Consider the following 20593-nt stretch of genomic DNA (forward strand, 5'->3'; position numbering starts at 1 on the left):
AGGATGTGGAGGTGATTTGAGGTTGCCTGATTGTGAGAAAGTTTAGGCGTCTTGCAATATGTGAATAGCCTGGCATTAAATTGTGATTCATTAACGCGAGGCTTAAATTCAAATGGATTTAAGCCGTGATGTCAGTAGTCATTGCTTTATTGGTGGATAACTGTGAAGCATTGATGGCGGCCGTATGGCGGGCGATGGCTTCATTTAGTGGTGTTGGCTTGTTGAGATAAAACCCCTGCGCATATGCTACGCCCATTTCGTTCAGGCAATCCAGGGTGGCCTGATCCTCCACATATTCAGCGATGGTCTGAATTTCCATGGACTCTGCCACACTTTGAATGGCTTTGGCCATCGCCAGGTCCACTTTATTGATGGTGATATCTTTCACATACGCGCCATCCATCTTGAGGAAATCTACCGGTAAATGTTTGAGATAACTGAACGAGGACATGCCGCTGCCAAAATCATCCAGCATAAAGCGGGTACCCATTTGCTTCAGTTCGGTAATCAGCTTAATGGTGTTGTCGATATTGATGATCGCTGATGTTTCTGTTACTTCAAAACACACATGGCTGGGTGAGATTTCATAAGTAGCAAAGCAGTTTTTAATATAGGGCAGCAGGGTGGGATCGCCCAAAGACATGCCTGACAGGTTGATACTGACGATAAACGGTTTGCTTATGGATTGCGACCTAAACAAGGGTTGCAATGCCATGAATGCATGCTGAATGACCCAGCGGTCGATTTTGTTCATCAGTTGATAGCGCTCAGCTGACGGTAAAAATTCCGCAGGCGGGATAATGCCGCCATTTTCATCACGCTTGCGGATCAGGATTTCATAGAACGGTGGCAACTCTTTTTTCTGCATGGGGAAGATGCCCTGGCAATAGAGTACAAAATCGTTGTGTTCTATCGCCTCATTAATGCGCAATACCCACTCCATCTCCACATGCCGCTTGAGTAGCACATCATCTTCAGGATGGAATAAATGTATCTGGTTGCGACCGTTATCCTTAGCCACATAACAGGCGGCATCAGCATGGCGGGTAATCTGGCCTACGTCTTTAAGGTCGGCAGTGACTTCAACAATCCCTATGCTAATGCCGGTATGAAACAATCTGCCTTCATGCATAAACCTGAATGCTTCGACCATTTGGCGTAATTGAGCGGCGATTTCAATGGCTTTTTCAACTTGGCAATAGCTGAGTAGTAAGCCGAATTCATCACCGCCAAGCCTCGCAAATGTATCTTCAGCTCGAATGCGTTGACTCAGGATCATGCTGATCTGTCTCAGCATTTCATCGCCTGCAGGATGGCCGCAGGTATCGTTAATGACGCGGAACTGGTCAAGATCCATGTAGCAGAAGACGTGATTGGCGCGGTGCTGCTTGACGTCTTCCAATGCTTGTTGCAGACGCCTTTCCAGTTCCTGGCGATTCACCAGCCCGGTCAATGCATCATGCCTTGCCTGATAACGTAATTGCGCCTGTGCATCCTGGATACGATGACGCATATCCGCTTCGACATGCTGCATCTCCCTCGAGATTTCATTGATTGTTGTTTGCAGCGAGTTAATTTCAGGCAGGGTATTTTTCACCTGGCTGATGTGCTGGTTACCCACCACAAAGCGCTTCAGTGCGGCCGTCATCTCGCGAATTGGCTGGCTAATGGAGCGGCTGACCCAATACACCAGTATTGAACACAGCATCAGTCCGAATGTGATGTAACCTACATTCCTGATAAACGCCTGCCGGTGGTCTTCGATCAAAGCAGCTTTATCGATGGCAACAAACACAAATCCCAGCAAGGCATGCTTAGGTTCACTGGTAAAGACTCTGACCATGGTGACATCATGCGTGGCTTGTTGCATCACGATGGCGTCCTGGCGGGGTAATGAATCACCCACTACAAACGAAGCACCTAGTTGTGCCAGCGGACGATTGTTAGAATCGGCAATCATCAGGGAAAGATAGGGTTCACGATCTAGCTGGCTGGCCTTGAGCAGGCGTTCAATGTAGGGACGGCCATGCAGGTCCGTTTGGTTGTGTACCACCGCTGACAGGAATTTTGCAGTGGTCAGCGCATGCTGGCTCAGCTTTTCTTCATCTTGTTGCAGTTGCTCTTTGAAATCCAGCATCAGCAGAGAGCAGGAGAGGGTAAATATCGGCGCGATTACTAATAACAATAATCTGGACTGGATACTTAATTGCTGGAAAAATTGCATGGTTGCGGGTTGTTTGTCAGTTCAACACGGAGGGGAATTCGCGATGATGATTATCGCATATGGGTAGTGCTAATGTCATGACATCCCCCGTTAATTCGTGTATAAGTCCACAAGATTCCAACAGTAAACTTTTAGCGCCTGATGATGCATGGCTTGCAAATTGTTGGCTTGTTTTTGTAAAAAGAGTGTATTTGTTTTTCCATGATACAGCAAATTTATATCACAGATTATCTCTCCGATGCTGCCACCGAAACGCCCGCTCTAGTACAGTGGCTCATTGGGCAGTGCCCCATGCTGTTAAACGCTGACTGGCAAGTAAGCGCAGCCACTCCGTTGACTGCGCTATTTTCAGTTTTACACATCGAGAATATGCATGCCGGCGTTAAAACCACACCTCGTATATCGGCGGTGTCAGCGATACTGCGTGCCCGCCAGGATGCGTTAAGAGATATGGCTGTTTTGTGCCTGCTGCCTGTGCATCTGGGTTTGCAGCGGGATACATTTTCCTTACAGGGCACCATCAGGCTATCGGCAGAAGTGTACGCCTATCTGACCCAGCGCTTGCAGCAGCATTTTCAAGAGGATTTCATGGTGCACCCGGCACCAGAACAGCGACTCTGGTGGATAGCCCCTTTACGTCAACTTGATGTGCAGTGTCCCTGGCCGCAAGACTGTTTATATCAACAAGCTTTCCAGTGGCAACCACAAGGCGTTCATGCCTCACTCGTGCGCCAGTGGATGAATGAAATACAGATGCTGCTGCATCAACTCTCCAGTGAAAATACTTTGCCAACCTGGCCGGCACAGCTAAACAGCTTATGGTTTGCCAGCGTGCCGGAGTTGCCGCAATGGCAGCATCAATCGCGAATGATTTGTGGCGTGGGTGACGTATTCGATGGCTTATGTGCGTGCCAGCTACCCGCAGCGAAACAGCTATCTATGGCAGAAGTGTTTGCCCAATCGCATACACCTGCAATGATGGTGGTTGACCGGGCCGATCAGGTTGACTGGAACATGCTTTCTCACGCATGGCAAAAAGGTAGACTGACACAGCTTGAAATAGTACTGCCGATTGCCGAGCGCAGTGTGCGGATCAGCTGTAAAAAGAGCTATCGCTGGCAATTCTGGCGTAAAGCCTACACCCTGGAAAGTTTGTTTGCGCATTTGGAAGCCTCATTACCAACCTCCAAATTACCTGAGGCCATCTGATGGTACTAGCCAGCCTTTAATCAATGATGAAAATTCAGCAAAGACCCTACTCTACAGCATCATTTGAGGCCTTGCAGGCGCAGGGACTACCTGATTTATTGGCCAGGTTACTGGCTGCCAGGACGGTTTCCGTAGATGACTGGACCATGCAGGACATGCCACACCTGCTTAAGCCACAAGCGCTCACAGGTTGCGCCGAGATGGCCAGGTTGCTGGCGGATGCCATCCAGGAAAAGAAACATATCCTGGTGATTGGCGATTATGATGCGGATGGTGCCACGGCGACGTGTGTTGCCATGCGTGGATTAGCCATGATGGGTGCACAGGTAGACTTTTTAGTACCCAACCGGTTTGAATATGGTTATGGGTTAACGCCTGAAATCGTGGCTTTGGCCGCCAGGCAACAGCCGGATGTGATTTTAACGGTAGATAATGGCATCGCCAGTATCGATGGTGTACTCGCGGCAAAAACATTAGGGTTGCAAGTGTTGATCACCGATCACCATTTGCCGGCAGAGCAAACACCGGTGGCAGACTGTATCGTCAATCCCAATCAACGCGGCTGTGATTTCCCCAGCAAGCATCTGGCTGGGGTAGGCGTGATGTTTTATGTGTTGATCGGCTTGCGTGCCGAGCTCAAGCAACGCGGGTTGCTGGCGGAAGAAGCAGTCCATCTTGGCAGTTTGCTGGACCTGGTGGCATTGGGCACTGTGGCTGACCTTGTAAAACTGGATGCCAACAACCGCATCCTGGTACGGCAAGGTTTAAAACGTATCCGGCAGGGGCAGGCTTGCCCGGGGATTCTGGCGATCCTTAAGCTCGCCGGGCGTAATCCTGAACAAGTGAGTGCACAAGACTTGGGTTTTTATGTCGGTCCGCGCCTGAATGCCGCCGGCAGGCTGGACGATATGACCATTGGTATCCGTTGCCTGCTGGCAGCAACGCCACAAGAGGCTATGCTATATGCGCAGCAATTGCATGTGCTGAATGCCGAGCGCAAACAGATCGAAGCAGAGATGCAATGGGATGCGATGGCTGACCTGATGCAGGATTTTCAGGATAGCCAGTATACGATCAGCGTTTTCCAGCCGGATTGGCACCAAGGTGTGATAGGTATTCTTGCTTCCCGTATTAAAGAACGGTTTCACCGCCCGGTAATCGCATTTGCGGATGCTGGCGATGGCTTGATCAAAGGCTCCGGTCGTTCGATAGCAGGGTTGCATTTGCGCGATGCACTGGATCTGGTGACCAAATTACAGCCGGATCTCATCATTAAATTTGGCGGCCATGCGATGGCGGCCGGGTTGAGCATACGTGCCGATGATTTTCCCCGTTTCCAACAGGTGTTTGAACAGGTCGTTCAGCAGTTGATAACTGCAGAGATCTTACAGCAAGTGCTGGAAACCGATGGTGCCCTGGAAATACAGGAAATGACCTTGCAAAACGCTGAGATCCTCAGTCAACAAGTGTGGGGGCAGGGGTTTCCACCGCCTTTGTTTTATGATGACTTTGAGGTTGTGCAGCAGCGCATATTAGGCGAAAAACACCTCAAGTTGCGTCTACAAAAACACGGTGCCCAATTTGAGGCGATCTATTTCCAGCAGGCCACTTTGTTGCCCGAAAAAGTGACGTTGGCTTATGCATTACAAATCAACGAATTCAATGGCTCCAGAAACCTGCAATTACAAGTGATACATGCCGACAGTGTTTGATACCACCCCACGCAAAGTAAATTTGCCTGGGGTATGCAGCGCTTTCAATCTTTAGCAGCCAGGTTTTCAGTTCAGGTTTCAAGTCCGCCATGATTTAGCTTTAGGGCGAAGCTCTTAAATACGGTAAAATACAGCCTTCATTCAAGAGGTTAAGCATGGCGCGTCCATTTAAAACACCTAAACCAGGTTCCCCCGCAAAACGTCCAGCCGTCTCCCCGGCGCCCGTTATGGAAGTGGAAGGCGAAGATTCGGCAAGCCCCGCACGTGCAGGGCATCGTTTGCATAAATTGCTGGCGCTGGCAGGCTTTGGTTCGCGGCGCGATATGGAAACGCTGATAGAGAGTGGCCGTATCACCATTAATGGCCAGGTTGCAGTGCTGGGCGCCACTGTTGACGAGCACGATGTTATCCGTCTTGATAGCCGCATCCTGCATTTGCCGTTTGAACTTGAATTGCCGCAGATATTGCTCTACCACAAACCAGAAGGTGAACTTGTCAGCCAGGATGACCCGGAAGGGCGCGCCACTGTATTTGATAAGCTGCCCAAGATCAAACAAGGTAAGTGGATTGCCATTGGCCGCCTCGATATGAACACCAGCGGGTTATTGATATTCACCAATTCAGGTGAGCTGGCCAACCATTTCATGCATCCGCGCTATGAAGTAGAACGCGAATATGCAGTGCGTATCCTGGGTGAACTGACTGAAGACCAGATGGCACAACTCAAGCAAGGTATAGAACTGGAAGACGGCCCGGCCAATTTTGAGAGCATTCACGCCAATGGCGGCGAGGGTGTGAACAAATGGTATCAGGTCGTCATTAAAGAAGGCCGTAACCGAGAAGTGCGCCGCCTGTTCGAAGCTTTCCACTTACCAGTCAGTCGCCTGATGCGCGTAAGGTTCGGCCCGATCAATCTACCGCCACGCCTCAAACGCGGCACCATGCTTAAATTAGAACAAAAACAGGTGGTTGGCGTTCTGGAATGGGCTGGACTGCCGGTGCCAAACAAACCACTGAAGCAACTCAGCCCGCGTGAAAAAGACCGCGCGACTAGTGTGTTTGTGCCTAAAGTACGCAAGCAGCGTCGCAGTTTGCTTGAAACTGCCAATGGCGCGGCACCAACGGAAAAGCCTGCGCGTCCTGCGCCACCACCTGGTACGCGCCGTATTCGTCAGGATTCAGACTTAAAACAGGCTTCACGCCAGAATGCGCGTGCGAACACTGGCACTAAAAAGCCAGGTGCCAGAAAACGTTAACAGGTATCGTGGTCGCGGCTAAAGCGGATAAAACTAAGGTTTTAGCCTGAAATCACAGCAGATAAGTTCAACGGCCTCGTATCATGAGAAAAACTCGACTTAGCGCAAAGCTTTAGATTTTTTAACTGAAGCTTTACCCTGCAAGCAAACCTGCTTCAAGCAAGTCCTCTTTGGTCAGCATGAACACGAACTGGTCGCCGCCGCTGGTATCCAGCCACGTGAATGGCAGGTCAGGATAAGCCGCATGCAATGCATCACGGTTGTGACCGATCTCGACCACCAGTACACCACCGTCATTTAAGTATTCACTGGCTTGTGTAAGTAGCGTGTGCGTGTGATCCAAGCCCGCATCACCGCTGCCTAGCGCCAGTTGTGGCTCCTGGCGATACTCCGCCGGTAATTCAGCCATACTGTGCGCATCTACATAAGGCGGATTACTAATGATGACGTCATATTTCCTGCCTTTAAGTGCTGTAAACATATCAGACTGCACGGTTTGTACCTGATGCTCCAGGCCATAGCGTGCGATATTGATATTGCTGACCTCAATCGCATCCGGCGAAATATCGATCACATCGATATGCGCATTAGGAAAAGCCTCAGCCAGCAGTACGCCTAAACAGCCAGAGCCGGTACAAATATCGGCGGCTGACTCTACCATTTCCGGAAACTCTACCCATGGCTGCAAACCATTTTCCAGCAATTCGGCAATAAATGAGCGCGGTACGATCACGCGTTCATCGACATAGAATTTATATCCTCGTAACCAGGCTTCATTGACCAGGTAAGCAGTTGGCGTATGTTCAGTGACACGCTTTTCTATCAATGTTGCCAGGTTCTGGCTTTCTTCTGCCGTCAACCGGGCATCCAGGAAATTATCCAGGGTGTCGTGTGGTAAATGCAAAGCACTCATCACCAGCCAGACCGCTTCATCATAGCTGTTATCGGTGCCGTGACCATAAAAAATATCCGAGTTTTCAAAACGACTAACCGCATAGCGCAGCCAGTCACGTATGGTTTGTAGAGTTTGCGTCATAGGTTATTTGGTTTATTTCAGCAGTAATTGCATGGTCCGCTTGTAGGTCTCTTTTAAGGGTTCGATATCCGCTACACCCACACATTCATTCAGTTTGTGGATAGTGGCATTCAGGGGTCCGAATTCAATCACTTCCTTGCATATATCCGCGATGAAGCGTCCGTCAGATGTGCCGCCAGTAGTAGAAAGTTCAGGCGTTATTCCATAGCTTTGCTGGATGGCCTCACTGATGGCTTCCACCAATTGGCCGCGCGGCGTGATATAGGACTGGTTATGTTCCCATTCCAGTGCATAATCCAGCGCATGTTTATCCAGGATCGCATGTACGCGTGAGCGCAGGCTGGCTTCTGAACTGCCTTTACCATCGACCTCAGGGCAATAACGGAAATTAAACAGGATCTCGACTTCACCCGGTACCACATTGGTCGCGCCGGTGCCGCCATTCATATTGGAAATCTGCCACGAGGTAGGCGGGAAGTATTCATTACCGTTATCCCATTCCGTTTCCACCATGTCCTTGATTGCAGGCGCGACCATATGAATCGGGTTTTTTACTAGGTGCGGGTAAGCAATGTGGCCTTGTATGCCTTTTACCGTTAACTGACCGGACAATGAGCCACGGCGGCCATTTTTTATCATATCGCCCACCCGTTTGTTACTGGTCGGTTCACCGACGATGCAATAGTCAAAACTCTCGCCGCGTGCCTGTAGTGCTTCTACGACTTTTACCGTGCCCTCAATGGCAATACCTTCTTCATCAGAGGTCACGAGCAAACCAATCGAACCGGGATGCTCCGGATTTTCTGCCACAAACTCTTCGATACTGGTGATAAAGGCTGCCAGTGAGGTTTTCATATCGGCCGCACCGCGTGCATACAGCATGCCATCTTTAATGGTTGGTTCAAAGGGCGGTGTGTGCCATTTATCCAGCGGGCCGGTGGGTACCACATCGGTATGGCCGGCAAACACCAGCAATGGGCCGGTATTGCCGCGGCGGGCATAAAAGTTATCTACCTCGCCGAAACGCATACGCTCAATCTTGAAGCCCAGCGGCTCCAGGCGGGCGATCATGGTTTCCTGGCAATCGGCGTCTTCCGGTGTCAGGGAGCGGCGTTTAAGCAAGTCAATGGCGAGTTCCAGTGTTTTTGACATGAGGATTATTCTTTGGCAAAAAGTTTAGCGTAATCGGTTTCATTGAAACCGAGCGCGAGAATCTGATCGTTATCGACCAGCAGCGGACGTTTGATTACCGAGGTTTTGTCTTGCATCAGGGCCAGTGCGCTAGGATCATCAACGATTGCATTCTTTTCAGCATCACTGAGGTTGCGCCAGGTCATGCCACTGCGATTCACCAGTTTTTCCCAAGGCTGCTGTTTCAACCATTGTTGTCCTGTGGAAGTGTCTAAACCTAACTTTTTAAAGTCGTGAAATTCATAAGCGATTGCCTGTTGATCTAACCAGGCGCGCGCTTTCTTGACGGTGCTGCAATTGGGGATGCCGTAAAGTTTCATGGCGATAGATCTTGGTCAAAGAAACCATTTTACCAGCCAGCGCAACGGTGTTGGAATTTATTAGGCGCAAGCGATAGGCTGCGCGTGAGCGTCAGAATAGGCTTTTGGTGGTCGACTTGAGCTGCAATTCACTGAATACATCAAACAGGAATTTTTGCTCAACCGGTTTCGAAAACAGGTAACCCTGCATCTGGTCGCAGTTGATGCTGACCAGTGCCTGGCGCTGATCTTCATCTTCCACGCCTTCAGCTACCACGTTCAGATTCAGCGCATGTGCCAGTTTGACAATCGCTTCAACAATCGACAATGCTGTTTTTGAAACAGCTACGTTTTTCGTCAGCGAACGGTCCAGTTTGACTTCGCTGATCTCCAGATCTTGCAGGTGCGTCAAGCTAAAAGGATGCAAGCCGAAATCATCCAGTGAGATTTTTAAGCCTTGTTTCTTGAAGTGCCGCAAGGTTTCCTTGAACTGTGCCTGATGATGAATAGCCGTGGTTTCAGATACCTCCAGGATCAGGTTGCGCGCTTCTACCTTATGTTCCTCGAGAATAGCTTGTATATGCGTATCGAGATGCTTATTCCTGAATTGCTGGTTAGACAGGTTAACTGAAATGCTGAGGTCTATGCCGCGGTCCCTTGCCTGGCTAATGGTGCTGCAGGTTTGCGAAATCACCCAGGCGTTGATCTCTTCAATCATGCCAAAACGCTCGGCTGCCTCGATAAAATGCGTAGGGGAAAGCAGACCGCGGGTAGGGTGTTGCCAACGTAACAGGGCTTCTGCACCATGTACCAGCCGGGTAACAGCATCCACCTTGGGCTGGAATAACAACCTGAATTCCAGTTCGGTAATCGCTTTTTTCAACTCGATACGCGTTTGCTGCATTTCGTCAGAAGCCTGCTCAATTTCGGCATCGAAGAAACGGTACTGGTTTTTGCCATTTTCCTTGGCTTTGTACATCGCTGCATCCGCATTCAATTTGAGTTTTTGCAGATTGCCATCCTGCGGATACATGGAGATACCGATAGAGCACGAAATTTCTATCACATGATTTTCAATGATGAAGGTCTCGCGTAGCGAATCAATAATCCGCTGGATCACGGTCACTGCGCTCTGATGGTTTTCAATTTCACTGAGCACGGCAATAAACTCGTCACCGCCGGCGCGTGCCACATAATCACAGTTACGGATAGCGTTGCTTATACGCTTGGAAACTTCAATCAACAGCAGGTCGCCAATATGGTGGCCAAACTGGTCATTGACCGGTTTGAAATGATCAAGGTCGATGTAGGCCAGCGCCAGTGACTCGCCATTACGGTCACAGCGTTTGGCATTGATAGCCAGGTGCTGATTGAGCGCATCGCGATTTGGCAGGTGCGTCAGCGGGTCATAAGCCAGGAACTTCTTGCTGGCGCTCTGCGTATTGCGAAACGTCAGTTTGCTCTGCGCAAGGTCGACATTACGCTCGTAAAAGATCACCAGGATGAATGAAGTGATAAATAGCAGCACCGGGGCCAGGGTTAACAGCAGCACCAGGTAATTGCCAGCCTGGTCAGTTGGCTGGCCGATGAACATATTGTTATGCAATATGCTCAGGTTAATCGCCGCATGCGAGGCCAGGAAGCCGAGCGCGATTTCAACTGAGAACATGAGTTTGAGGCGTTGCAAGGCTTTGCCTTCGTAGCCTTTGATCCACAGCATGGTCACAATAGCGAGTGCTGATGTGAGGCAAGCCAGGAAGAATGCAAATAAGGCAGTCCAGGTATCGATACGTGTATTAATCGCGCCGGCGCTGATCTGGTAAAAATACGAAAGCAGGTAACCACTCATGGCCGCAGCCAGCGAGCCGTATAAAAGCTCTCGCAACGGCAGTTTTTTCTTGTTGACCGTGCTGAGTAACGAAAGCGAAAGCATGTAGGCACATAGCAGGCTGCCCACGAAATCGACCGGGTGTTCGGCAATTTTGGGGAAGTTATCGGCAGACATTTGATAGCCGCAGTGCAAGAGGAATACGCCCAGCGCAACAATCACTGAATTTTTTCTGAGCAGACTGTCATGGTCTTTGGCGGTCACCGTACGCAAGCGATCTACCAGTTCAAACGCAAAATAGCACCCGGCCACACTGAGTGTGAACAGAATCGGGACAAAGAAATGCGTTGTAGTCATAAGTGAGTAATTACACGATTATTCTGATTGTTGGTGTTGTGACACTACTACGGTTGTTGCAAGATCATTGTGCTGCCGGTTATCTATCTCTCCATACTAAAATTCTCGTTTAAGCCTGAGCCTTAACGAGAATCACTTCTATATCGACCAAGGCTACTGATAACTTGAGCCAAGCCTGCAATAAAGCTCAGCCCAATGTCCTTCAGTGTTGTTGATTTAAAGCGATTCCCGTTGAATGCGATGCGTTTAAATGCCGCGTAATAATTCGTTAATGCCGACTTTGCTGAGTGTTTTGGCATCCACTTTTTTCACAATCACGGCGCAATACAGGCTGTATTTGCCATCGCTGGAAGGCAGGTTGCCTGAGACAACCACAGAGCCAGCGGGTACGCGGCCGAAATGCACTTCACCGGTTTCTCGGTCATAAATCTTGGTAGATTGGCCGATATAAACACCCATGGAAATCACGCAGTTGTCTTCAACGACTACGCCTTCAACCACTTCAGAGCGTGCACCAACGAAACAGTTGTCGCCAATAATGGTGGGGCCGGCTTGAACAGGTTCCAGCACGCCGCCAATACCTACGCCACCTGACAGGTGTACGTTTTTACCGATTTGTGCACATGAACCCACTGTTGCCCACGTATCCACCATGGAGCCTTCGCCTACATAGGCGCCGATGTTGACGTAAGAAGGCATCAGCACGGTATTTTTGGCAATGAATGAGCCTTTACGTACGATGGCATTTGGCACCACGCGGAAGCCACCCGCCTTGAAATCTTCTTCAGTGTAATCTGCGAATTTCGGGTCTACTTTATCGAAGTAACGGGTAACGCCATCATCCATCAGATAATTGTCTTTCAGGCGGAAAGACAGTAGCACGGCTTTTTTCAGCCATTGATGTGTTTCCCACTGTTGTGTGTCGCCGATACGGCTGGCTACGCGTAGTTTTCCTGCATCCAGGTCATCAAGAATGGAAGCAACGGTTTGCTTGATTTCTGCAGAAGCATTCGCTGGGTTGATGTTGGCGCGGTCTTCAAAAGCCGCCTCAATAATAGTTAGACGTGGATCCATGATGTTCTCTAAATGATAGGAATGAGTAAAACCCGAAATTTTAACCTAATTCCGGGTTTTTAGTGCTGATTGTATGTGGCTAGCATGTGCAAAGCCGAAGGCCGTTATTTTGATTTCGCCGCCTGGTAAAGCGGCATGACTTTAGGTGTCAGCGCCTGCAGATCTTTAATGCGGTTTTCACTGGAAGGATGGGTGCTTAAAAATTCAGGCGGGGCTTCTTTGTTAGCCGCCATCATTTTTTTCCATAGGCTCACAGCAGCTTCAGGGTTGTAGCCTGCGCGCGCTGCCAGCTCCAGTCCCATGCGATCAGCCTCACGCTCCTGCTCCCTGCCGTTAGGCATGGAGAACAGCAACTGGCTGCCCAGACCTGCACCCTGAGCCGCCATGCTGCCTGCATTGCCGCCAACCACCGTTGCCAGGGCCTGCAAACCAAATTGCTGTATATAAGCCTGCGACATGCGCTCGCGACCATGTTCTCGCAGTGCATGGGCAATTTCATGGCCAATGACTGCGGCTAATTCATCATCAGTCGCTTTGAGTTTTTCAGCCAGGCCGGAGAACACCATGATTTTGCCCCCAGGCATGCAATAGGCATTCAACTGATCATTTTTTTCGACATTGACTTCCCATTTCCACTGCGCAGCATCCGGGCGGAACACACCTACCTGCGCAATCAGGCGGTTTGAAATAGTGGTCACCCGGGTCAACAGAGCCTTATCAGCATTGAGTGTGTTGTTTTTCTTTGCTACCTGCAATGTTTCGGTATATGACTGTGAGGACATCTGGTTTACCGTGCTGGTTGGCAATAAAAGTAGCTGGCTACGCTGAACACCGGACACGCTGTTATTGGTAGTGCTGGCACAAGCAGAAAGCAGGGCACACAGGAGGGTGATGGAGGTGGTTTTAATCGACGTTGTTGTAACTATGGACATTCGTTTTTTCCTTTCTCGGTACTGGAATAATCCAGCCTGGATACGGGTTGTTTTTATAGCATTCTAGTGTGACAAAGGCATGTAGACCAATTTAAATTTTGCTTTTGCATCCCGATCTTAGATTTTGACCTGTGACCCTAGTTCCACCACCCGGTTGGGCGGTAATTTGAACTGGTTGGTGATGGTTTCCGCGGTCCTGAACAAGCCAATAAATATCTTTTTACGCCAGAAAGCCATGCCTGGCTTGTCTGAAGCAATCAGACTTTCCTTGCCGACAAAGAAAGAAGTATCCATGGTGTCCAGTGTCAACCCTTTGGCTTCAGTCAGCGCAAGATCGCGTGGCAGATCCGGTTCATCCATATAGCCATAGCGGATAGTCACGCGGTAGAAACCATAGTCCAGGTTTTCCACCGAAATACGTTCTTCCTCGCTGGTGTATGGGTAATCTTCAAAACGCACTGTCAGGATCACAACCCGGTCATGCAACACCTTGTTATGTTTGAGGTTATGTAGCAGGGCATGCGGGACGCCGTCCGGGTTAGGTGTCATAAACACGCCGGCACCATTGACGCGGGCCGGCGGATGCGCACCTATCGCTTTAATAAATGGCACCAGCTCCATCGATTCTGATTTGAGGATGCTGTAGAGCAAAGCGCGACCGGTTTTCCAGGTGCGCATCAGCGTAAAAATAATCAGGCCCATCAATAGTGGTACCCAGCCACCATCAGGAATTTTCAGGATATTGGCGGTAAAGAAAGATAAATCAATCACCAGGAATAGTGAAATCAGGCAGGCAGTTTTGAGTTTGCTCCATCCCCACAAATGATGGAAAACCACGGCTGCCAGCAGAGTAGTGATCACCATGTCGCCAGTCACCGCAATTCCGTAAGCAGCAGCCAGATCGCCAGAGCTGCCAAAAATTACCACCAGTCCCATGGTAGCCACCATCAGGCCCCAGTTCACCCTTGGCATATAGACCTGGCCTTCGGTTTGTTCAGAAGTGTGGGCAACGTGCATGCGAGGGATAAATCCTAACTGCAAGGCTTGGCGGGATACAGAGAATGCACCTGTGATCACCGCTTGCGAAGCGATCACTGTGGCAAGTGTCGCCAGGATAATCAACGGGAAAAGCGCCCAGTCGGGTGCCAGGTGATAGAACGGATTCTGGATAGAATCAGGGTCGGCAAGAATCAATGCACCTTGCCCAAAGTAGTTGCAGATCAATGCCGGTAATACAAACAGGAACCAGGCCAGGCGGATCGGTTTGCGGCCGAAATGACCCATGTCAGCATAGAGCGCTTCGGCACCAGTAACGGCCAGTACGACTGCGCCTAATGCGATAAAGGCGATTTTTGGTTGAGTGCTGAAAAACAGGTAAGCGTAATAAGGACTGAGGGCTTTGAGGATTTCAGGATGATGGCTGATATTGATCACGCCAAGAATACCCAGCACAGCAAACCAGGTGAGCATGATAGGGCCAAAAAACGCCCCCATCACCGCGGTCCCCTTACTTTGCGCCCAAAATAGCAGGAACAGGACGAGTAATGTAATCGGTACTATCCAGTCATCCAGCTGCGGGGCAGCGACTTCCAGCCCTTCGACAGCGGATAATACTGAAATCGCCGGCGTAATCATGCCGTCGGCATAAAACATGCAGGCACCGATGATACCCAGCATCATGATGCGTTTTCTTTGCTCCGGCTCGCCACCTGCGTAACGGCTGGCAAGAGACAGCAAGGCCATGATGCCGCCTTCACCACGGTTATCCGCCCGCATGATAAAAGCCACATATTTGAAGGAGACAATGAGCAGGAGTGCCCAGGTAATCAGCGATAAGATACCGTAAACGTTATCTAGCGTGAGTAGTAGCGGATGATGACCTACCGCAAATACTTCTTTCATCGTGTAGAGGGGGCTGGTTCCGATATCACCAAATACGACCCCGAGTGCGGCAAGTGCCATGGTATGCAATGCCGCAGGCTGACTTTTTGTATTGTCCATTGTGTGAACGACGTAAAGCAAACGTTCATTATCTGTCAATTTGACAGCTTAACCAAAGATTTTTGCAGCCGCGCCTGTATGCCTTATGTTAAGAATATGTAAAAAACCTTAATCATCAGGTTTGATGACCTGGGTGACCACCACTTCCGCTGATCCTTTGTACAAAGTAACACGCAACGATTCCTGCGAAGTCAGTTGTCGGGAGTCTGTGACTGCAAGACCATCAGTTTTTTGCACGATGGCATAGCCACGCGCCAATACCTGATGTGGATTCAGCTGTTGCAGGCTGGTCGAAAAATGGTCCAGCCGACGTAACTGTGTATCCAAAAGATGTTGCATCGCTAGCTGCAAGCGATGCTGCCACTGCTCCAGGGATTGCTTTTGCTGCTGTAACTGCTGTGTCGGTGAAATCATCCTGCGCGATAAATAATCCAGTGTTTGTGCCTGTTTTTGCAACAGGGATTGCATGGCGCGCATCAGTCTTAGTTGTAACTGGCTAACCTGTAAACGTAATTGCGACTGATCCGGGCAGGCTAGTTCTGCCGCCGCCGTAGGCGTCGCAGCACGCAAATCGGCGACAAAGTCGGCAATGGTGAAATCGGTTTCATGGCCCACGCCACTGATAGTCGGCAGGCGGCAATTGGCAATCGCACGCGCGACGACTTCTTCGTTAAATGACCATAAATCTTCAATACTGCCACCACCACGGCAAATCAATAACGTATCGACTTCTTGCCGCTGATCGGCCAGGCGGATGGCATTCGCAATCAGCTCGGCCGAGCCTTTGCCTTGCACTGGCGTCGGGTAAATGATCACAGCAATGCCGGGGTGGCGTCGGCGTATCGCGGTGATCACATCGCGCAACGCTGCTGCATCCGGAGAAGTAACGACGCCAATGGTATGCGGGTCGCTGGGGATAAATTGTTTGCGCGACTGGTCGAACAAGCCCTCGGCCTGCAAACGCTGTTTTAATTGTTCATAAGCCTCGTACAGGCGACCCAACCCGGCGGGCTGCATAAACTCGATGGTCAGCTGGAAATCACCACGCGCCTCATACAGTGTCACCGTTGCGCGTGCCTCTATCGAGTCACCTTCGCGCGGCATGCTTTCCACCAGGCTGTTGCGTCCTTTAAACATGACGCAACGCACCTGCGCTTTGGCATCCTTGAGGGAGAAATACCAGTGACCGCTGGCCGCACGGGTGAAATTGGATATTTCGCCACTCACCCAGAATAAAGGAAAACTGGTCTCCAGCAATTCTTTGGTCAGCCGTGTCAGGTCGCTGACACTCAAGAGTTGTTTGGAAGACGTCGATAACAAACTAGCCATAGGGCCACATTATCCAACAGCCCGTTGTGATTTTGCTATTTTTTCTATGAATTCCAGCAGATTTTCTGTGGTCCCCAGCCAAGCAATAAATATAAAAATAATTTATGACGATGCTTTCGCACACTTTAAAAATTCTAGCCGGCACTTTCCCAACGCATATGAGTCTTAAATTGGGGCATTGAGATATTTAATATGGTGTTTAATAATGCGATTCAATAAAAACATATATTTCCCTGCTAATACATATTCATTAATTTCACTTTTGTTTGCGCTGGCGTTATTTACGCTATGGCCATTGACGTCTGCTGCTGACGATGAGGCTGTCGCAAGTGATCCTGTCATAAGTGAGCCTATTACTGAAGCTGTCATACCCCGACCAGCGAAACAAGTTGAAGTAGCTGATACTCCGGCAATAAGCGAGCCTATCACCAGCTATACCCGCGAGCAGTCAAAAATGCAGAATGATGCTTACAAGCAATTTATCAAACTGCAAATCAGCCTCGCTTCCGGCACTAAAAATGCCTTGGGCCTTACCAGTTATGAACAAGCCTATACGCATTATTGTGCGCTCGCAGGCGAGGCGCGCGACCCGGATGCACAATTTGCCATGGGTTGGTTATACAGCACCGGCAAAGGTGTGGAAATAAACCATGATATTGCGGCACGCTTTTTTAGTTTGGCGGCGATACAAGGACATAGGGATGCCAGGGAATGGCTCGATAAAGAGCCGGGCAATGCTGAGTTGGCAAAACTGCCGGCATGTATGCATGCGCATGAAAACTCTGCCGCACAAGTGTTGTATCGCAAACGTGGCCCGGTCTATCAGTTAGTGAAAAAGCATGCGCCGAAGTATGGTGTAGATGTTGACCTTGCCATGGCGGTAATCGCAGTGGAGTCTGGCTTTAATCCTAAAGCCACTTCGCGTAAGAAGGCACAAGGCTTGATGCAATTGCTGCCGGATACGCAGGCCAGGTTCCATGTCAAAGATGCTTATGACCCGGAACAGAATATCAAGGGCGGGCTTTCCTATTTACGTTGGCTCATTGGCCATTTTAAAGGTGATGTCGAGTTGGTGACCGCAGCCTATAATGCGGGCGAAAATGCCGTGCAGCGGCATAAAGGTATCCCGCCTTATCCCGAAACGCGTGATTATGTGAAGCGCGTTGCTCAGTACTACAAAAAGAAACATCATGAGGTTAGGCAAAAGTCAGCCATGCGCGAGAGTGATGCAGACTCTGCCGCATCCTGAATTGAGCTTCAGACATTTATCAAAGTCAGAGACGATGACTAAACCAGCAGCCTCATTAGCGTTTAATCCATTACAATTCACTTTTATTCAATGCGCAGGAGCATGCAATGTGTCAATGGTTTAAAGGTAAAGGCGGCTACTTGTCAGGGTTTGTGGCCTGTTTCGGGATAGTTGCACTGGCGCTGGCAATCCAGGTGCATTACAACCTCGAGCCTTGTCCACTCTGTATTTCACAGCGCATTATTTTTATGAGTTTAGGCGTGCTTTTTTTATTACATGCTTTTCTACCGCCTAAATCCTGGTTAAGTGCCGGGCTGACAGTGGTTGAGATATTGACTGCTCTGGGTGGCGTAGGCGTGGCGATCCGTCACTGGTGGTTGCAAGTCCATAAAGATGAAATCATTGCCGACTGCGGCGTGGGGTTTGATTATATGTTTGAAAACTTTCCGCTGAAGAAAGCTTTGACGTTGGTGTTTCGTGGTACCGGTGATTGTGCCGCGATTGACTGGACTTTCCTGGGTCTGACTTTGCCGCAACTGGGGCTGATCAGCTTTTTAGTATTCGGCACCTATGCAGTCTTCCTGTTTCGTGCGAGACATTGCAGTCGTTGATGATTATTCTGATTGAATAGGAAAAGGCGCTTTAAACAGCGCCTTTTTCTTTAATGCTGGGATGCTGTTTTTTCCAGCATGGCAGATTGCCTGGATATCGTCTCATGCCATTCCTGAAACTGGCTTTCGCATGATTGTTCAGCCAATTGTGGCACCATGTCATTGGGGATGCTGGCTGCACGTAATTTGGCTGTCTCGCGCTTCACGCAGCCCAGGTATTTGGCTTTGGCATAAATCTCTTCAGTTTGCATGCTGGCAATCGCCTGGTCTGCCTGGTTCAGTGATTTGCATAATGGCCCTTGCTGGCTGCTCCGGCTGTAGCTGGCATTTTTCGGCATATGAATAACGCTGGCAATATCTTCACCGCGTTTATGTATCCAGTTTTCCAGAATCTCATTGCCGCAACTTTCATTCTGGCAACGCATGACATTTTTCAACAGCCATGCCGCCTGTTTGGTCATGCGGTCTTCCGCGATACCGCAGTTGTGGATCACATCATGCGAGCGCGACATATATAGCTTGTAATTGGCACGCCAGCTGCCATGACTGGCACATGCAACTTTGCGTAACGGGTTGGTCATTGCACACTGGTCGCTGGTAGCAGGCATGCTTAACAAACGCTCTGGCGCCCGGTTGCCGACCCTGCGGCATGCCAGTGAAATAGCTTGCCCGTAAGCCTGGGTGTATCCCCAGAACGACAATCTTGCCTGGGAAGATTCGGCGCTGCTCTTCAACGCGGTATCACTTTTCCAGTCCACTGTTTCTGAAGTCATAGTGGATTTACGAAACACCACTTCACGTTCTGCTTCTATCGAAAACTCGCTGCATGATGCCTGCACATACTTGGTGATAATAGTGTCGTCATGATCATCGGCCCTTAATTTGAAGCGGATCATGTCATCGAGCTGGCCGACTTGCAGCGAGTCCAGGTCAACGGAAACAGTCAGGAATTTTTCGCGGCCCTGAACGGTTTGCCATTGCTCGGCATGTAAATCAGGGCTTGGTAGGATGAACTGCAAGCAAGCGAATACAACAAGGGCAGTGTCTCTAAACATCATAAATAAAACTAAATCCGGAGTTTGTACTTTTTTAAGGGAGTATTTAGCCTGGCGCAGCCGAGTATACATAATTACGCCCGGCCTGCTTGGCTTCATACAACGCGTTGTCAGCGCGGTGCAGCAAGTGTGAGAGTGTATCACCCGCTTGCATCACGGCAACACCGGCACTAATGGTGATTGACTCTATCTCGGTAATTTCAAGTGAATGTATCTGTTTGCGCATTTTTTCAGCCAGTTGCGTGGCTTGCTTCAGTGACGTGCGAGGCGCGTACACGATCAACTCATCACCACCCCAACGCACAGTGATATCCGAAATCCGGCTATGTTGTTTAATGCATTCAGCAACGCTTTTGAGCACCTTATCACCCAGCACATGCCCGTAGGTATCGTTGATTTTCTTAAAATTATCGATATCAATTAATATCAGTGCATCTGGGGTTTTGCCACTCGCAGCGGGAGAATACTCGGCAAAAACAGCCTCGAAATGATGGCGATTGCTCAGGCCGGTTAAATGGTCTGTGCTGGACAGCCTGGTCAGGTTTTCTTTTTCTTTCTCCAATGCCGAATTCACTGCAGCCAGCTGTTCTGTGCGTTGCTTGACGACTGCTTCCAGATCAGTATTTAACGCTTTCAAATAGTTGGTCTGTGTCTCGCGCAGGCTTTCATAGTTATGAATGATAAAAAACTGGGCCAGCATGTAAAACCCCAGGCTGAGGATATCCAGATTATTGAATTCAGAAGGGAACATTCCCAATAAATGGTTGCCCACCACCAGAGCCAGTATGATCGCCAGCATTGAATATCCTGCTTTGCGGCCTTTCAGGTAAAAGGCTGAAGCTAGCACTAATAACAGCAAGCCACTGCGGGTTGGATTGCCATTAGCGAGAAAAAACACGATAAGAAACTGGACGAAACATAACCACAGGGCAATACTTGCAATTAATTCAACCATTTTATGATGGCGGTGCAGAATCCATAGCAGGATAAATGCGATACAGGAAAACAGGAGGTCGACTTTGCCGAGAAAGGGATTGGTATTCCAGCGGATCACGCTCATGGCAAGCGAAACCAGGCCGGCAAAGGTGAAAACGTTATTGAGGAAAATAACCTTGTAACGGACGTTAACGGTATCGGTTAATTTAGGAAAAAGCTGGATCGGAAGTAACATGACCACCAGCACTCGGCTAAGCCACTTTTTCAACATCCGTTTTCCTTGGAAATTATTGT

The 20593-nt window shown here is 49.5% G+C and carries 16 protein-coding genes; 5 read left to right on the plus strand and 11 right to left on the minus strand.

The window, feature by feature from the left end; genetic code table 11:
- Positions 1 to 118 precede the first annotated feature (118 nt).
- Positions 119 to 2224 carry a putative bifunctional diguanylate cyclase/phosphodiesterase gene (locus VK958_RS07425; RefSeq protein WP_325240305.1) on the minus strand — a complete coding sequence of 702 codons (2106 nt, stop codon included), beginning with the start codon at positions 2222 to 2224 and terminating at the stop codon, positions 119 to 121.
- Between the two features lie 291 nt (positions 2225 to 2515).
- On the opposite strand from VK958_RS07425, the gene VK958_RS07430 reads away from it, so the two are divergent.
- The 3 genes from VK958_RS07430 to rluB all read left to right on the plus strand — a co-directional run bounded on the left by VK958_RS07430 (position 2516) and on the right by rluB (position 6401).
- Positions 2516 to 3433, plus strand: coding sequence for a hypothetical protein (locus VK958_RS07430; protein WP_325240307.1), 918 nt, complete (start codon positions 2516 to 2518; stop codon positions 3431 to 3433).
- 23 nt (positions 3434 to 3456) lie between these two features.
- The gene (gene recJ / locus VK958_RS07435; RefSeq protein WP_325240309.1) at positions 3457 to 5145 is read left to right on the plus strand and encodes a single-stranded-DNA-specific exonuclease RecJ; all 1689 of its coding nucleotides are present in this window, start codon (positions 3457 to 3459) and stop codon (positions 5143 to 5145) included.
- Between the two features lie 155 nt (positions 5146 to 5300).
- Complete coding sequence (rluB, locus tag VK958_RS07440) at positions 5301 to 6401, plus strand: 23S rRNA pseudouridine(2605) synthase RluB (RefSeq protein WP_325240311.1); 1101 nt, start codon at positions 5301 to 5303, stop codon at positions 6399 to 6401.
- A gap of 133 nt (positions 6402 to 6534) precedes the next feature.
- On the opposite strand, the gene prmB is transcribed toward rluB, so the two are convergent.
- The 8 genes from prmB to xseA all read right to left on the minus strand — a co-directional run bounded on the left by prmB (position 6535) and on the right by xseA (position 16448).
- Entirely contained in the window at positions 6535 to 7437 is a 903-nt protein-coding gene (gene prmB / locus VK958_RS07445; protein ID WP_325240313.1) for a 50S ribosomal protein L3 N(5)-glutamine methyltransferase, read from the minus strand.
- A 12-nt stretch (positions 7438 to 7449) separates the two neighbouring features.
- Positions 7450 to 8589, minus strand: coding sequence for a succinyl-diaminopimelate desuccinylase (gene dapE / locus VK958_RS07450; protein ID WP_325240315.1), 1140 nt, complete (start codon positions 8587 to 8589; stop codon positions 7450 to 7452).
- A 5-nt stretch (positions 8590 to 8594) separates the two neighbouring features.
- The gene (locus VK958_RS07455) at positions 8595 to 8948 is read right to left on the minus strand and encodes an ArsC family reductase (RefSeq protein ID WP_325240317.1); all 354 of its coding nucleotides are present in this window, start codon (positions 8946 to 8948) and stop codon (positions 8595 to 8597) included.
- 91 nt (positions 8949 to 9039) lie between these two features.
- On the minus strand, positions 9040 to 11112 hold the full coding sequence (locus VK958_RS07460; RefSeq protein ID WP_325240319.1) for a bifunctional diguanylate cyclase/phosphodiesterase: 2073 nt from the start codon (positions 11110 to 11112) through the stop codon (positions 9040 to 9042).
- 246 nt (positions 11113 to 11358) lie between these two features.
- Positions 11359 to 12186 carry a 2,3,4,5-tetrahydropyridine-2,6-dicarboxylate N-succinyltransferase gene (gene dapD, locus VK958_RS07465; protein ID WP_325240321.1) on the minus strand — a complete coding sequence of 276 codons (828 nt, stop codon included), beginning with the start codon at positions 12184 to 12186 and terminating at the stop codon, positions 11359 to 11361.
- 104 nt (positions 12187 to 12290) lie between these two features.
- Entirely contained in the window at positions 12291 to 13118 is an 828-nt protein-coding gene (locus VK958_RS07470) for a M48 family metallopeptidase (protein WP_325240323.1), read from the minus strand.
- 117 nt (positions 13119 to 13235) lie between these two features.
- On the minus strand, positions 13236 to 15119 hold the full coding sequence (locus VK958_RS07475) for a potassium transporter Kup (RefSeq protein ID WP_325240324.1): 1884 nt from the start codon (positions 15117 to 15119) through the stop codon (positions 13236 to 13238).
- A gap of 108 nt (positions 15120 to 15227) precedes the next feature.
- Entirely contained in the window at positions 15228 to 16448 is a 1221-nt protein-coding gene (gene xseA / locus VK958_RS07480) for an exodeoxyribonuclease VII large subunit (protein ID WP_325240326.1), read from the minus strand.
- Between the two features lie 205 nt (positions 16449 to 16653).
- Between xseA and VK958_RS07485 the strand changes: the two genes are divergently transcribed.
- Both VK958_RS07485 and VK958_RS07490 read left to right on the plus strand, forming a co-directional pair.
- Positions 16654 to 17697, plus strand: a complete 1044-nt coding sequence (locus VK958_RS07485; protein ID WP_325240328.1) for a lytic transglycosylase domain-containing protein — start codon at positions 16654 to 16656, stop codon at positions 17695 to 17697.
- A gap of 107 nt (positions 17698 to 17804) precedes the next feature.
- Positions 17805 to 18308: a disulfide bond formation protein B gene (locus VK958_RS07490; protein ID WP_325240330.1), complete on the plus strand. Its 504-nt coding sequence runs from the start codon at positions 17805 to 17807 to the stop codon at positions 18306 to 18308.
- Positions 18309 to 18358: 50 nt separating this feature from the next.
- Here VK958_RS07490 and VK958_RS07495 read toward each other — a convergent pair whose 3' ends face one another.
- Together VK958_RS07495 and VK958_RS07500 are read right to left on the minus strand one after the other, a co-directional pair.
- Positions 18359 to 19327, minus strand: a complete 969-nt coding sequence (locus VK958_RS07495) for a hypothetical protein (RefSeq protein ID WP_325240332.1) — start codon at positions 19325 to 19327, stop codon at positions 18359 to 18361.
- Between the two features lie 82 nt (positions 19328 to 19409).
- On the minus strand, positions 19410 to 20570 hold the full coding sequence (locus VK958_RS07500) for a GGDEF domain-containing protein (protein WP_325240334.1): 1161 nt from the start codon (positions 20568 to 20570) through the stop codon (positions 19410 to 19412).
- Between the last annotated feature and the right edge of the window lie 23 nt (positions 20571 to 20593).

It is taken from the genome of Methylophilus sp., from assembly GCF_035460085.1.
Lineage (GTDB): Bacteria > Pseudomonadota > Gammaproteobacteria > Burkholderiales > Methylophilaceae > Methylophilus.

Bases quoted from the DNA above. Each gene is read 5' to 3' on its own strand.
- VK958_RS07475 (WP_325240324.1), bottom strand. From the start codon at position 15,119: ATGGACAATACAAAAAGTCAGCCTGCGGCATTGCATACCATGGCACTT.
- dapE (WP_325240315.1), bottom strand. From the start codon at position 8,589: ATGTCAAAAACACTGGAACTCGCCATTGACTTGCTTAAACGCCGCTCC.
- VK958_RS07425 (WP_325240305.1), bottom strand. From the start codon at position 2,224: ATGCAATTTTTCCAGCAATTAAGTATCCAGTCCAGATTATTGTTATTA.
- xseA (WP_325240326.1), bottom strand. From the start codon at position 16,448: ATGGCTAGTTTGTTATCGACGTCTTCCAAACAACTCTTGAGTGTCAGC.
- recJ (WP_325240309.1), top strand. From the start codon at position 3,457: ATGATGAAAATTCAGCAAAGACCCTACTCTACAGCATCATTTGAGGCC.
- prmB (WP_325240313.1), bottom strand. From the start codon at position 7,437: ATGACGCAAACTCTACAAACCATACGTGACTGGCTGCGCTATGCGGTT.
- VK958_RS07485 (WP_325240328.1), top strand. From the start codon at position 16,654: ATGCGATTCAATAAAAACATATATTTCCCTGCTAATACATATTCATTA.
- VK958_RS07455 (WP_325240317.1), bottom strand. From the start codon at position 8,948: ATGAAACTTTACGGCATCCCCAATTGCAGCACCGTCAAGAAAGCGCGC.
- rluB (WP_325240311.1), top strand. From the start codon at position 5,301: ATGGCGCGTCCATTTAAAACACCTAAACCAGGTTCCCCCGCAAAACGT.
- VK958_RS07490 (WP_325240330.1), top strand. From the start codon at position 17,805: ATGTGTCAATGGTTTAAAGGTAAAGGCGGCTACTTGTCAGGGTTTGTG.
- VK958_RS07470 (WP_325240323.1), bottom strand. From the start codon at position 13,118: ATGTCCATAGTTACAACAACGTCGATTAAAACCACCTCCATCACCCTC.
- VK958_RS07460 (WP_325240319.1), bottom strand. From the start codon at position 11,112: ATGACTACAACGCATTTCTTTGTCCCGATTCTGTTCACACTCAGTGTG.
- VK958_RS07500 (WP_325240334.1), bottom strand. From the start codon at position 20,570: ATGTTGAAAAAGTGGCTTAGCCGAGTGCTGGTGGTCATGTTACTTCCG.
- dapD (WP_325240321.1), bottom strand. From the start codon at position 12,186: ATGGATCCACGTCTAACTATTATTGAGGCGGCTTTTGAAGACCGCGCC.
- VK958_RS07430 (WP_325240307.1), top strand. From the start codon at position 2,516: ATGCTGTTAAACGCTGACTGGCAAGTAAGCGCAGCCACTCCGTTGACT.